The 13,217-nt window shown below is 64.6% G+C and carries 10 protein-coding genes; 4 read left to right on the top strand and 6 right to left on the bottom strand.

Features of this window, described 5'->3' with window-relative positions; translation table 11 throughout:
• Window positions 1–58: 58 nt before the first annotated feature.
• From JAB8_RS24780 to JAB8_RS24770, 4 genes are read left to right on the top strand one after another with little or no spacing between them, the layout of a single operon-like run.
• On the top strand, window positions 59–1,402 hold the full coding sequence (locus JAB8_RS24780) for a hypothetical protein (protein ID WP_070291848.1): 1,344 nt from the start codon (window positions 59–61) through the stop codon (window positions 1,400–1,402).
• Window positions 1,399–1,803, top strand: coding sequence for a hypothetical protein (locus JAB8_RS30055; protein ID WP_254679591.1), 405 nt, complete (start codon window positions 1,399–1,401; stop codon window positions 1,801–1,803). Before JAB8_RS24780 ends, JAB8_RS30055 begins: the two co-directional genes overlap by 4 nt.
• Window positions 1,776–2,093 carry a hypothetical protein gene (locus tag JAB8_RS30050; RefSeq protein ID WP_254679590.1) on the top strand — a complete coding sequence of 106 codons (318 nt, stop codon included), beginning with the start codon at window positions 1,776–1,778 and terminating at the stop codon, window positions 2,091–2,093. Before JAB8_RS30055 ends, JAB8_RS30050 begins: the two co-directional genes overlap by 28 nt.
• Before the next feature lie 28 nt (window positions 2,094–2,121).
• On the top strand, window positions 2,122–2,385 hold the full coding sequence (locus tag JAB8_RS24770; protein ID WP_070221412.1) for a PAAR domain-containing protein: 264 nt from the start codon (window positions 2,122–2,124) through the stop codon (window positions 2,383–2,385).
• Here the strand turns inward: JAB8_RS24770 and JAB8_RS24765 are convergent.
• From JAB8_RS24765 to cphA (JAB8_RS24740), 6 genes are all read right to left on the bottom strand, one after another.
• Entirely contained in the window at window positions 2,382–3,704 is a 1,323-nt protein-coding gene (locus JAB8_RS24765; RefSeq protein ID WP_070291847.1) for an aspartate aminotransferase family protein, read from the bottom strand. The two genes, JAB8_RS24770 and JAB8_RS24765, sit on opposite strands and share 4 nt — an antisense overlap.
• A gap of 83 nt (window positions 3,705–3,787) precedes the next feature.
• Window positions 3,788–4,684: a MurR/RpiR family transcriptional regulator gene (locus tag JAB8_RS24760; protein WP_070291846.1), complete on the bottom strand. Its 897-nt coding sequence runs from the start codon at window positions 4,682–4,684 to the stop codon at window positions 3,788–3,790.
• A gap of 44 nt (window positions 4,685–4,728) precedes the next feature.
• Entirely contained in the window at window positions 4,729–5,013 is a 285-nt protein-coding gene (locus JAB8_RS24755) for a hypothetical protein (RefSeq protein WP_070291845.1), read from the bottom strand.
• A 169-nt stretch (window positions 5,014–5,182) separates the two neighbouring features.
• The gene (locus JAB8_RS24750; protein WP_070291844.1) at window positions 5,183–7,849 is read right to left on the bottom strand and encodes a TonB-dependent receptor; all 2,667 of its coding nucleotides are present in this window, start codon (window positions 7,847–7,849) and stop codon (window positions 5,183–5,185) included.
• Window positions 7,850–8,131: 282 nt separating this feature from the next.
• Window positions 8,132–10,702 carry a cyanophycin synthetase gene (gene cphA, locus JAB8_RS24745; RefSeq protein WP_070221408.1) on the bottom strand — a complete coding sequence of 857 codons (2,571 nt, stop codon included), beginning with the start codon at window positions 10,700–10,702 and terminating at the stop codon, window positions 8,132–8,134.
• 57 nt (window positions 10,703–10,759) lie between these two features.
• Complete coding sequence (gene cphA / locus JAB8_RS24740; RefSeq protein WP_070291843.1) at window positions 10,760–12,937, bottom strand: cyanophycin synthetase; 2,178 nt, start codon at window positions 12,935–12,937, stop codon at window positions 10,760–10,762.
• Window positions 12,938–13,217: the final 280 nt, after the last annotated feature.

The raw sequence follows: 13,217 nt of genomic DNA, 5'->3' as shown, positions 1-13,217 counted from the left end.
TTGATTTCCATTATTAAGAATGTTACTCACAAGTTGTTTCCACCATGGAGAATCTCGCATGTTGAAATCCTTTTCTTTGTACGCCTTGCTTGTGTTTCTGGTGTTAATTTTTCTGACAGCTTGCGCGCGTCTGCGTTCATCATCGACTACGTCGGAAAATGCCATTGCCGCCTTACCTGACATGGTCAAGCGACCGTACATGGCACAAGTGGTCGCCGTGCAATGGCTGAACCCTTTGCAACGGCGGGATTACCCCACGCAATGGCAGTTGCTGTGGACCTTGGGGCTGGTACAGCCAAATCCTGGCGACGATATGGTTAAGGTAAACCCCAACAAGTACTCCAGTTTGCAGGCTGTTTCACCTGTCGTCGCTGGCAATGAAGGTCAGGAAACGTTTCGCGGTTATCATCGGAAGTACATTCGTGAAGTTATGAATTTATTTCGTAGCCCGTATTTTTCAGATCCTGAGTATTTCTATAACGTATACTCAGCAAAGGACAGGTCGCGCTGGCGTGAGTTGGCCGGCATCCACGTTGAGTATGCGATTCCTGAAGGAAAACTTGATCTTGCGGATGCGACGAATTTTGTGCGCGAGTACATTGGTGATATCTTTGATATTGGCAACCCAAACTTCCCCACCCTGTGGACCCGTTCCACCCCGCCCGACGTCCGCCTCACCATGGGCGGTCCCAACGCCGGTTTTACGTCACTTTCCGCAGCGCTCGACTACCTGCAAAGCCATCCCAAGGAAACCGTCTGGGTCATGAACTGGGATGCGCCCAGCCGGCCGCTGGACCGGCAGATCAACGAGAACCTAGTACTGCTGGTGCTGGCCGGCCCCGACTTTAAAACGGAGCGGGCGCCGCTGGCGTGGCTCGGCTATCCGAGCACCAAACAGGTGGCGGATTTTGAAATCAAAAAGGGCGAGCCGCCGCGCCTGGTGAAGGCGTGGACGGCGGCCATCGAAGAGGCTGCGGCTAAGGCCAATCAAGCGGAGACCGGGATCGGTTATGTCATCCACGACGCTGGCAATACGCATCAGGATTCGTCCGCGCGGCTCGGTGCGCTGGCGCAGACGCTTACCGTGCAATTGCCGGAATTCGATCTGCTGAAGCAAAGCTTCAATCTGACGGCCGTGCTGGGCGAGACGGGCGCGGGCACGGCGCTGACGAACGTGGCGCTGGGCATCGCTTACGCGCACCATTTCGGTAAACCCGTGCTGGTGGCCGGCACCAGCGACCTGCTTGCCCCCGTGGCGCTGGTGGTGGCGCCGCCCGCCGTCGTGCGGCCGATCCGGCCCGACAAACCGTGGTTCCGCGCGCGCAGCGGCAACCATGCATATCTGCCCTGGTGGGGCTTGCGCCACGATGCGCGCGAGTATTACCAGGGGTTTTCGCAATGAGGGCGCTGATCGCGGTTCTCATGTCGCTTTTGCTTGGTGCGTGCGCGACGCCGCCATTGCCGGAGGCAACGGTGCCACGCAGCGGTCCGTTTATGGCGCAGGTGGTGGGATTGCAATGGCTTAATCCACTACAGCGGAAGGACTATCCGACGCAATGGCAATTGCTGTGGACGTTGGGGCTGACACAACCAAATCCGAACGATGAGATGGTCAGGGAAAAGCCTGAAAAATATTCCAAACTGCAAAGCATTGCGTCTATTGCGGTTGGAAATAATGGCTCTGAAACCTTCCGCGGCTACCACCATAAATATATCGAAGATATGTTTGATCGTTTTCATGGGGTGTACTCGGCGCGCTGGCGCAGACGCTTACCGTGCAATTGCCGGAATTCGATCTGCTGAAGCAAAGCTTCAACTTGACGGCCGTGCTGGGCGAGACGGGCGCGGGCACGGCGCTGACGAACGTGGCGCTGGGCATCGCTTACGCGCACCATTTCGGCAAGCCCGTGCTGGTGGCCGGCACCAGCGACCTGCTTGCCCCTGTGGCGCTGGTGGTGGCGCCGCCTGCCGTCGTGCGGCCGATCCAGCCCGGCAAACCCTGGTTCCGCGCGCGCAGCGGTAATCACGCGTATCTGCCCTGGTGGGGCTTGCGCCACGATGCGCCCGAGTATTACCAGGGGTTTTCGCAATGAGGCGTTTGACCTATTCAAGGAGAAGAGCATGCGTGGCGTGATCCGCTTGAACGACCCCACCAGCCACGGCGGCAAGGTGGTAGGCGCGGCGCCGAACAGCACGGTGCTGGGCGTGGCCGTGGCGCGCAAGGGCGACCCTTGCGTCTGCCCGATCAAGGGCCATGTGCGCTGCGTGATCGCCGAGGGCGATCCGCAGGTGCTGATCGATGGCGTGCCCGTGGCCTTCGAGGGGCACAAGACGAGCTGCGGCGCCAGCCTGATCTCTACCGTGGGCAACAGTGGGCGGCCTTAGCTGATGCAGGCGTCGATGGCCATGCCCAGCTTGTCGACGATTTCCTCGACGTGGCTGGCGTCGATGATGTAGGGCGGCGCCAGCAGGATGTGGTCGCCGTGCAGGCCGTCGATGGTGCCGCCCATGGGGTAGCACATCAGCCCGTTCTGCATGGCTTGCGCCTTGATGCGCGCGTGCAGGCGGCGGGCGGGGTCGAACGGCTGTTTGCCGGCGCGCTCCTGCACCAGTTCCAGCCCCAGGAACAGGCCGCGGCCGCGGATGTCGCCCACGTGCGGGTGCTCGCCGAAACGCTGGCGCAGCCGCTCCTGCAGCAAGCTGCCCATGGCGCGCACGTTGGCCAATAAATCGCGCTCCTCGATCTGCCGCTGCACGGCCAGGGCGGCGGCGCAGGCCGTGGCGTGGCCGATATACGTGTGGCCGTGCTGGAAGAAGCCCGTGCCGGTGCGGATGGTCTCGCGGATGTCCTTCGACACCATCACGGCGCCGATGGGCTGGTAACCTGCGCCCAGGCCCTTGGCGATGCAGATCAGGTCGGCAGTGATGGCTTCCTGCTCGCAGGCGAACAGGCTGCCCGTGCGCCCCATGCCGCACATGACTTCGTCGAGGATCAGGAGGATGCCGTGGCGCTGGCAGATGGCGCGCATGCGCGCAAAATAGCCGGCGACGGCGGGCAGGGCGCCGGCCGTGGCGCCGACGACGGGCTCGGCGATGAAGGCCATGACGTTCTCCGCGCCCAGTGCGGCGATATGGTCTTCCAGCTCCTGGCCCAGGCGCGCCACGTAATCAGCATCCGTTTCATGCGCCTGCTGGTCGCGCCAGGCATAGCAGGGTGATACGTGGGTCACGCCAATGAGAAGCGGCTCGAACTGCTGGCGGCGCCAGGCGTTGCCGCCCGTGGCCAGCGCGCCCAGGGTGTTGCCGTGATAGCTCTGGCGGCGCGCGATGACGTGGCAGCGCTGCGGCTGGCCCCGCTCGACGAAATACTGGCGCGCCATTTTCAGCGCGCTTTCCACCGCTTCCGAGCCACCCGAGACGAAATACACGCTGTCGATGCCGTCTGGCGCCCGCGCGACGAGAAAATCGGCCAGCTGCTCCATCGGTGCGCTGGTAAAAAACGCGCTGTGCGCGTACGCCATCGTGGCAATCTGCCGCTGCACGGCGGCGGTCACGGCCGCATCCGAATGGCCGAGGCAGGAGACGGCGGCGCCGCCGCAGGCGTCCAGGTATCGCTTGCCGTCGGCATCGATCAGGTAGGGACCGTCGCCGCCCGCGGCGACAGGGTAGGTGGCGGTCAGGCTGCGGTGGAAGACATGGCTCATGGCATCGCTTTCTTATCGGCAAAGGGGGAATGGCCGATTATAGGAGGCGTTGCGCCGCATTGCAACGATTGATGTATTTTTCTTTAATTTACATCATTCGATGTTTTTGCATAGGCGCCCAGCGCCCGCAGCTGGCTTTCCGCCGCGCCGATGGCCGTGACGGCATCCGGCCCCGCGCGCGCCACCAGCAATTCCACCAGGCTTTCCACGGCAGCGACGCCGGCCACGATGGAAGGGAAGAACGAGGGGCTGTCGACGGCGATGACGATGCTGGCGTCGGCCTGCAGGGCCAGCGGCGACATGGCGCTGTCGCTGATGGCGACGACCTGGCAGCCGGCCTGGCGCGCCGCCTGCGCCACCAGCAGCGCTTCGCTCGAATACGGCGCGAAGCTGACGATGACGACGACTTCGCCCGCCTGCAGGGCGCGCAAGTCCATTTCCAGGGTGCCGCCCTGGCCGCTCAGCAGCTGCACGCTGGGGCGCAGCAGCCGGTACAGGTAGTGCAGGGTGTAGGCGATCGGATGGGCGGCGCGAAAGCCGGCCACGTGCACGCGGGGTGCCGCCTGCAGCAGGCTGGCGGCCGCGTCCAGGGCGGCGTGGTTGGCGCTTTCCGTGGCGGCCAGGTTGCGCTGCTGCGCCGCGAACACTTCCGTAACCAGGTCGCGCTCTTTCCCCTCTTTGCCGGCCAGCGCGCCCGCCTTTGCCGCATAGCCGGCCTGGCCCGCGCGCAGGCGTTCGACGAAGATGGCTTTCAGTTCCGGCCAGCCGGCAAAGCCCAGCTGCTGCGCCAGGCGCACGAGGGCGGCCGACTGTACCTGTGCGCGCGCGGCGATGCTGCGCATCGATGACACGGCCACTTCGTCCGGATGGTCGGCCAGGTAGCGGGCACCGGCCTGGAATTGCGGGCTCAGTTCCGCATGGCGCGCCTTGATCAGGTCCATCAGTGCCGCATAGGAATCGTAGGGTGTCGCTGCCTGCATCGCCGTGCCTCATTTGATAGGTTGCGGCGATGGTACAGGATTCGTCAGCGCGCCGGTAGCGGCGCGCCCTGCACCCGGGCGGCCGTGCGCGGACGCAGGCGGGCAAACAGATGCGGCCCCGCCGGTTTACGGCGCGGTCCCGTCGTCAGCACGCGCAAGGCGGTGGGCAGCGGCACGTCGTGGCAATGCAAAAACAGGGCGGCGGCGCCCGTGCCGGCCATTTCCTGCAAGGCCAGCGCATGTTCGACCAGCGCCGCCGTGCGCATGTCGAGCCGTACCGGGATGTCGGGTTGAAATAACTGTGTGTCGATGGGCCGTGCATCGCGCATGCTGTCCCCCGCCGGGTTCGCTAGTCAAGCTGCCAGCATAAAAGCGCCCCGACACCACCGCTTTGCGCCAGATCAATTCCACTGTCGGATAGATTCCATAGAGCAAAAAAACGCCAACCGTTGCCGGCTGGCGCTGAAAACCCTCGAAGGAAGAAAGGGGGGATATGAGTTAGTAGCTCCAGCGTATCGATAAACCGACGACCTTGTCATAGCGCCGCACATCGCGCACATAGTCGGGCGTGTCGTGGTAGTCGCGGTAGGTCGAGTCGAGCAGGTTGTTCGCGTCCAGCGTCAGCGTGGTGTTCGGATTGAGCTTGTACGAGACCGATGCGTCCAGGGTCTTGGTCGGCGCCACGGTCAGGTGGATGCCCTTGCCGCGGTAGTTGTAGTCGTCGACATATTTGTCGCGCCAGCTGTAGGCCAGGCGCGCCGACCACGGTCCCTGTTCGTACAGGCCGACGATATTGGCCGACCACTTCGACATGCCCGTGAACGGGTGCACGCTGCCATTCAACTCTTCCAGCTCGCCCGTCATGTAGGTGGCGTTCGCCTGCAGGCCCAGTCCGCTCATCCAGCCGGGCAGCTTGTCGTAGAACTGCTGGTAAGCCATTTCCAGACCTTGCAGATGGCCCTTCGAGGTGTTGCGCGGACGCGTGATGTCGTACTCGATGCCGCCGTACGTTTCCTTGGCCGAGCCGGAGAGGATGTAGTTCTTGAAGTTGTGGCGGAACACGGTGGCCGTGACGGAACCCGTCTGGGCGAAATACCATTCCAGCGCTGCATCGAGGTTCTTGCCTTCCACGGGTTTGAGGTCGGGATTGCCGCCGCTGCCAGTCGGGCGCACCATTTCCAGGCTCTGGCCCAGGCTCACGCCGGGGTTGAAGTCGGCGAAGTTCGGGCGCTGCACGGCTTTGCCGGCGGTCAGGCGGGCGATCAGGTCCTGGCGCAGCAGGGCTTTCAGGGTCAGGCTGGGCAGCACGTCCGTATCCGACGTCTTCACGCGCACGGGCGTGACGATGCCATTTTGCGAGGAATTGCCTTGCAAGTCCTGCTTGGTCTGCACCACGCGCACGCCCAGCGTGCCATCGACCGGTACCTGCGCCAGGTCAAAGCCGATGCGCGCCTTGCCGTAGACGGCATTGGTTTTTTCCACATCCTTGTAGTGGGTCATCGGATCGTCCGGGCTGCGTTCGCTGCTGCCCGTAAACAGCTGGCGCAGCGCGGCCGTGTTGTTGAGCATGAAGTCGCGGCAGGGTGTGAGCCAGCTTTGCAGGCCGAAGTTGCCCGTGTTCTCGTGCGAGGCGCAAGCCAGGCCGGGAATCGCGTCCGCAGTCATAATCGACGTCAACCCGCCCTGGCCATTTTTTTCGCGGATCGATTCGGCCTTGCGCTTGGCCAGGCGCACGCCGCCCGAAAATTCGCGGAAAAAGCCCGTGCTGTCCATGTCGTAGGTAAGGTCGCCGCGCCAGTCGGTCGAGCTGCCTTCGTCGTGGCTGTGGTTATCGTAGAAGCCGAGCAGCGTGTAGTTCTTCGGGTCCAGCATGTTGTAGCCGGGGTAGCTGATCTGCGCGCCGCCGTTGACGTTCGTGCTGCCGATCACGCTGGTCGGGTGGGCGAGGAAGTCGAGGATGGGAAATTCGCGCTCGAAGTTGCTCACCGTGCGCGCCAGTTCCGTCGTGGCGCGCAGCTGCGGCGTGATGTCCCAGCGCGCGCCGATGGCGCCTTGCGAACCGATCGAGCGGTCGCGCCGCGCCTGCGTCGAGCCCAGCGTGAACGGCGACCACGGGCCGTCGATCTTGCCCACCGTGGCCGCCTGGCTGGTGCCGGGGATCAGGGTGATGTCCGGATTCTGCCCCCAGGGCAGCGAACCGACGAAGAACTGGCTGTCGAACGCGTGCTTGATCAGGGTCGACATGCCTTCCGCATACACTTCCACCTGCGAGTTCGGGCGCCACTGGAAAGCGGCATTGGCCGCGTAGCGCTTGCGGTCGCCCACGGTCGGGATCATGCCGACGGAATCGGGGCCCGTGATGTTGCCCGCTTCGGGGCGCTTGACGGGTTCGGCGTTCCAGATCGTCTCGTCATAGTATCTGCCGCGCTGGTAGGACAGGCCGAGCAGAGCGCCGAATTCGCCGTATGGGGTCTTCCAGCGGTTCGAGACCATGCCGCTGACGTTCGGGTCCGTCGAGCCGGCCTTGTCGCGGTGTTCGGCGCGCACATTGCCCGATGCCGTAAAGCCCTTGAAGTCGAACGGGCGGTTGGTGCGCACGTCGATCACGCCGGCCGTGCCGCCTTCGACCATGTCGGCGCCCTGCGATTTGTACACGTCCACGCGCTGCAGCATGGCCGTCGGAATGTCGGCCAGGTACAGGCTGCGGCCCACCGAGGTGAACATCTCGCGGCCGTTGAGCAGGGTCACCACGCCGGGCAAGCCGCGGATGATGACGGTGCCGGCCTCGCCGCTTTCGCGGCGGATCTGCACGCCCGTCACGCGGCCGAGGATTTCGGCCACGTTCTTGTCGGGGAATTTGCCGATTTCATCGGCGACGATGGAGTCGACCACCTGGTCGTTGTTTTTCTTGATCGTCTGCGCGCTCTGTGCCGCCCTGCGCACGCCCGTGACGGCGACGACGGCGATGCCGCTGTCGGCTGGCGCTGCCGCCGGTGCTGTTTCTGCCACTTCTGCCGCTGGTGTTTCCGCGGCGGGCGCCTGTTGCGCCCAGACGGACGCGCTGCTCAGCAGGCCGGCGCCGGCCAGCGCGGCCACTGTGGCCTTCAAGGTCAGACGTGTGTTGTGCCGGGACGTGCGGGTGCCCGTTGCCATCGATTGCTTCATCTTGTCTCCACCTGTATTTTAGTTATGTTGAGAACGCTGCGGCAGTCGCCGCCAGAGCTGGAACCTGCTCAAGAAACATGGTAGGTGGGAATGACTTTGCCCCACAAATGACTTCTTTTGCGAAGTCAATATCAATTCCGGTATCCCTGCTGCATTCATGCGCCCTGGCGGCGCACCCAGGCATCGCTGTTCGCTGCCGATGAAATGCGCGCCGTTGCGCCGGCCGCGCAGAGGCGAAAAAAAAGGCGGCCCGCAGGCCGCCCTTGTGCGCAGTTGGCGCGCTTACGCTTCGGCGACGCGCTTGGCGATGTGCGCCAGCGCTTCTTCCACCTGGTCGATCAGGATCAGGCACAGATCGCCTTCGCTCAAACGCGCCAGGGCCTTGTCGATGGCGACGAATTCGCCGTTGATTTCATCGATATGGCTGGTGCGCTTGGCGCCGTCCAGGCCCTGGCGTAGCAAGGCCACGACTTCGCCGTCGGCGCGGCCGCGCTGGCACTGGTCCTGGTACAGCAGCACGTCGTCGAAGGCGGCGCCGAGGATTTCCGTCTGCTGACGGATGTCTTCGTCGCGGCGGTCGCCTGCGCCGCTGATGACCACCGAGCGGCGCTTGGCCGGCATGCTTTCGACGGCCTGCACCAGCGCCAGGATGGCGTCCGGATTGTGGCCGTAGTCGGCGATCAGCGTGGCGCCACGATAGTCGAACACGTTGAAGCGGCCCGGCGCGTTGTCGGCTTCATTGGCAAAGGTTTTCAGGCCCAGCGCGATGGTTTTCCAGTCCAGGCCCACGGCCCAGGCGGCTGCCAACGACGCCATGACGTTGTCGACCTGGAAGCCGATGGCGCCGTTGCGCGTGATGGGCACTTGCGACAGGGCGATTTCGTGGCGTTCCTTGCCTTGCGCCGCGACCAGCTTGCCGTCTTCCACGTACACGACGCGGTTGCCCTGCGCGCGGTGCGTGGCCATCACGGGATGCGTCTTGTCGGCGGCGAAGAAGGTCACCGTGCCGCTGCAATTCTTGGCCATGCGGGCCACGGCCGGGTCGGTGGCGTTCAGCACGGCCACGCCGCTGTCGGCCACGTTCTGCACGATCACGCGCTTCAATACCGCCAGGTCTTCCACGGTGGTGATGTAGTTCAGGCCCAGGTGGTCGCCCGCGCCGATGTTGGTGACCACGGCGACCTGGCAGCGATCAAAAGCCAGGCCTTCGCGCAGCATGCCGCCGCGCGCCGTCTCGAACACGGCTGCGTCCACGTCCGGGTGCAGCAGCACGTTGCGCGCGCTGCGCGGGCCGCTGCAGTCGCCGCTGTCGATCTGGCGTCCTTCGATGTACACGCCATCCGTGTTCGTCATGCCGGTGCGCAGGCCGGAGGTGGTCAGCAGGTGGGCGATCAGACGCACGGTGGTGGTCTTGCCGTTGGTCCCGGTGACGGCGACGACGGGAATGCGGCCATCGTCGCCCTCGGCGAACATGGCGGCGATGATGGCTTCGCCGACGGGACGCGGCTTGCCGAACGACGGCGCCAGGTGCATGCGCAAACCCGGTGCTGCGTTGACTTCGACGATGCCGGCGTTCTGCTCTTCCAGCGGTTTCAAAATGCTGTCGGACACCACGTCCACGCCGCAGATATCGAGGCCCACCATGTGCGCAGCCGCGACGGCGCGCGCCGCCACTTCCGGATGCACGTCGACGGTGACGTCGGTGGCCGAGCCGCCCGTCGACAGGTTGGCGTTATTGCGCAAGATCACGCGCTGGCCCACGGGCGGCACGGAGTCGGCCACGTAGCCCTGCTTGGCCAGGCTGGCCAGGGCGATGTCGTCGAAGCGGATTTTCGTCAGCGAGGTGGCGTGGCCGCTGCCGCGGCGCGGGTCCAGGTTGACCTGGTCGACCAGTTCGCGCACCGTGTGCTGGCCGTCGCCCACGACTTGCGGCGGGTCGCGGCGGGCCGCTGCCACCATCTTGTTGCCGATGACGAGCAAGCGGAAATCGTGGCCCGGCAGATAGCGTTCGACGAGGATGTCGTCGCGGAATTCCTGCGCCGCGAGGAAGCCGGCCGTCAGCTGCTCGCGCGTGGTGACATTGACGGTAACGCCCTTGCCCTGGTTGCCATCCTTCGGTTTCACGACGACGGGCAGGCCGATCTCGCAGGCGGCGGCCCAGGCGTCGTCCGCGTCGACGGCGACACGGCCTTGCGGCACGGGCACGCCGGCCGAATCGAGCAGCTTCTTCGTCAGTTCCTTGTCCTGCGCGATGGCTTCGGCAATCGCGCTGGTGCCGTCCATTTCGGCGGCCTGGATCTTGCGCTGCTTGCTGCCCCAGCCGAACGTCACCAGGCTGCCTTCGGTCAGGCGGCGGAACGGAATGTTGCGGGCCACGGCGGCGTTGACGATGGCGCCCGTCGAAGGGCCCAGGCGCACGTCTTCATCGAGTTCCTGCAACTGGTGCAGGGCGCCGGCCAGGTCGAACGGTGCATCGTCGAGCGCGGCGCGGCACAGCTGCTGCGCCAGTTCCAGGGCCAGGCGGCCGACGGCTTCTTCCGAGTATTCGACGACGACCTGGAAGATGCCCGTTTCCAGGGTCGGCGTGGTGCGGCTGAAGGTGACGGGACAGCCGGCTTGCGCCTGCAGGCCCAGCGCCGCCAGTTCCAGCACCTGCGCCATCGGCGCGGCGTTGTAATTGCCCAGCGGTTGCAGCGGGCTCAGTTGCGGAAAGAGTGCGCGCAGGCGGGCTTCGAAGCCGGGCAGCTGGGCGATGTCGAGTTCCTGCGTGGTGCAGGAAACAATGGCTTCCACGGCGGTGTCGTGGCTCCAGAGGTTAGGGCCCCGCAAGGCCCGTACGCGAGATACTTCCATAATTAAACCGTAATCCTGTTGTGTTCTTGTGGGCCCGGCCGTAGCCGGGCTTGAGTCTTAATTCCCGATGCAGCCGGGGGCCGCGTCGAAGGTGCGCAGGCCGGCGCAAATCAGGTCGACGGGCAGGTTCAGGGCCCAGGCGGCGGCCGCGACGGCCAGTACGCTGTCGACATTGCCGGCCGTGGCCGGTTTCAGCAGGTCCAGGCACAGCAGGACCGTTTCGATGCCGCCTTCGGCCAGCACGATGTGGTTGCCGCGCACGAATACGGCGCGCTGGCCGGCGGCCAGTTGCGCCGCGATGGCGGGCAAGCTGCCATCCTGCGCATACAGGGTCACCGTGCCGTCGCACAGTTCGGCCAGTTCCAGCACGTGCGCGTTGACGGCGTTGAGCACGGCCACGCCCGTCGGCACGACCACGTCGACCTGGCTGCGCACGGCCTTGTACAGGCCCGCTTCGTCCAGCACGTCGAAATCCTTGACGCTATCGAGGCTGCCCATGTCCGTGACGACGCCGATCTGGCACTTGTCGTAGGCCAGGCCTTCGGCCAGGATCATGCGCGGATTGCTCTCGAACAGGGCCGTCTGCACGGTGCGGTTGAGCAGCAGGCGCTGGCCCGCGTCCCAGTTCACGCAATCGCTGCTGACGACGCGGCGCTGGTCCAGATACATGCCTTCGCTGCAGACGGCGCCCGTATGCAGGCCCGACAGGTTGAGCAGTTTGCACAGCATGCGCACGATCAGGCTGGTGCCGCGCGTGCCCGTCACGCCGATCAGCGGAATGCGGCCCGTTTCCTCGGCCGCGAACAGGTGGTCGACGATGGCCGCGCCGACAGGGCGGGGCTGGCCCACGCCTGGCTTGATGTGCGCCAGCAGGCCGGGGCTGGCATTGACTTCGATGATGGCGCCGCGCTGCTCTTCCAGGGGACGGGTAATATCCTTCGTCACCAGGTCGATGCCGGCGATATCGAGGCCGACCACGCGCGCGGCCAGCAGGGCTGCATGTACGACGGACGGGTGCACGTCGTCCGTGACGTCGATGGCCACGTTGCCGTTCGGCTGGATCAGCACTTTCTGGCCCGCCTGCGGCACGGACAGGGCGGTCATGCCCTGGCGCTGCAGTTCGAGGATGATCTCGCCCGATTCATGCGGCTTGACGGTGCCGAGCGGGAAATCTTCGCCTTCGCCGCGGCGTGGATCGGTATTGATCTGCGTGTTCACCAGTTCCAGCACGCTGGAAGTGCCATCGCCGTCGACCCACAGGGATTCGCCCTTGGCGGCCGCGATCAGCTTGTTGCCGACGACGAGCAGACGGTGTTCGTCGCCCGTGATGAAGCTTTCCACCAGCACGGCCGAGCTGTCGCCCTTGCGCGCGGCCAGTTCATAGGCCGCCTTCACGTCGCTTTCGGTCATCAGGTTCAGCGACACGCCGCGGCCATGGTTGCCGTCATACGGCTTGACGACGACGGGCACGCCGATGTCCTGCGCTTCTTCCCAGGCCGCTTCGGCGCTGCGCACCAGGCTGCCTTCGGGCACGCGCACGCCGCACGATTTGAGCAGGAATTTGGTCAGATCCTTGTCGCTGGCGATGCCTTCGGCAATCGCGCTGGTGCGGTCTGTTTCGGCCGTCCAGATGCGGCGCTGCGCGGCGCCGTGGCCCAGCTGCACCAGGTTGCCGTCGTTCAGGCGCAGGGAAGGGATGCGGCGCTCGGTGGCGGCATCGACGATGCTCGCCGTGCTCGGGCCCAGGCAACGCGAGTCGACCATGTCGCGCAGCGGCGCCAGGGCCGCTTCCAGGTCGTAGGCTTCATCATTGATGGCGGCCATCAGCAGTTCGCGCGCGGAGGCCAGGGCGGCGCGGCCCACGTGCTCTTCGCGCGTGCGGAAGGCCATCTTGTAGACGCCGCGCTGGCTGGTCGAGCGCGTCTGGCCGAAGCCCGTGCGCATGCCGGCCAGGTTTTGCAGTTCCAGCACCACGTGTTCGAGGATGTGAGCCGACCATGTGCCTTCGCGCAGGCGCTCGAAAAAGCCGCCCCGTTCGCCCACGCCGCAGCGGTGCTCGATCATGCCGGGCAGCCACGCCACCAGGCGCTCGTAAAGGCCGGGCAGGGTATTCGATGGATAGTCTTCCAGTTCGCCGATGTCGACCCAGGCTTCAATCACCGGGCGGTAAGTCCAGATGTTGGGGCCGCGCAAGTGGGTGACGCGGACGAATTCGATGTTCTTCTTCTTGATCATGTAAGTGGTTTCTTGATAACAAGCCAGGCGTCTGGGCGCCAGATACTTTATGTTGGCTTTACAGAGTCTTTTCAGGCTCGTGCTTGGTTCTTTATCCCGGGTATGCGCAGTGTGCCACTTTTAGCGGCCTCTTGTCGCGTTTGCTTCTCGTATTCTGCTGGTGTTGTCATTCTAATTGTTACTAATTGTTGCCATACTTGTTATAAAGTTACCGACTCCGGGCTAAGCTGGAGCATTTGCGCAACAGCGGGCTGTTGTATACTTGCCCCTGTACGATGGC

This window comes from Janthinobacterium sp. HH106, assembly GCF_001758725.1.
Lineage (GTDB): Bacteria > Pseudomonadota > Gammaproteobacteria > Burkholderiales > Burkholderiaceae_D > Janthinobacterium.
The sequence above is the reverse complement of the archived record's forward strand: the minus strand, read 5'-3'. Positions and strand labels throughout refer to the sequence as shown.

What these genes read in the sequence shown, in the direction of transcription:
- JAB8_RS24780 (WP_070291848.1), top strand. Translation starts at nt 59, where the DNA reads ATGTTGAAATCCTTTTCTTTGTACGCCTTGCTTGTGTTTCTGGTGTTA.
- JAB8_RS30055 (WP_254679591.1), top strand. Translation starts at nt 1,399, where the DNA reads ATGAGGGCGCTGATCGCGGTTCTCATGTCGCTTTTGCTTGGTGCGTGC.
- JAB8_RS24770 (WP_070221412.1), top strand. Translation starts at nt 2,122, where the DNA reads ATGCGTGGCGTGATCCGCTTGAACGACCCCACCAGCCACGGCGGCAAG.
- JAB8_RS24765 (WP_070291847.1), bottom strand. Translation starts at nt 3,704, where the DNA reads ATGAGCCATGTCTTCCACCGCAGCCTGACCGCCACCTACCCTGTCGCC.
- JAB8_RS24760 (WP_070291846.1), bottom strand. Translation starts at nt 4,684, where the DNA reads ATGCAGGCAGCGACACCCTACGATTCCTATGCGGCACTGATGGACCTG.
- JAB8_RS24755 (WP_070291845.1), bottom strand. Translation starts at nt 5,013, where the DNA reads ATGCGCGATGCACGGCCCATCGACACACAGTTATTTCAACCCGACATC.
- JAB8_RS24750 (WP_070291844.1), bottom strand. Translation starts at nt 7,849, where the DNA reads ATGAAGCAATCGATGGCAACGGGCACCCGCACGTCCCGGCACAACACA.
- cphA (WP_070221408.1), bottom strand. Translation starts at nt 10,702, where the DNA reads ATGGAAGTATCTCGCGTACGGGCCTTGCGGGGCCCTAACCTCTGGAGC.
- cphA (WP_070291843.1), bottom strand. Translation starts at nt 12,937, where the DNA reads ATGATCAAGAAGAAGAACATCGAATTCGTCCGCGTCACCCACTTGCGC.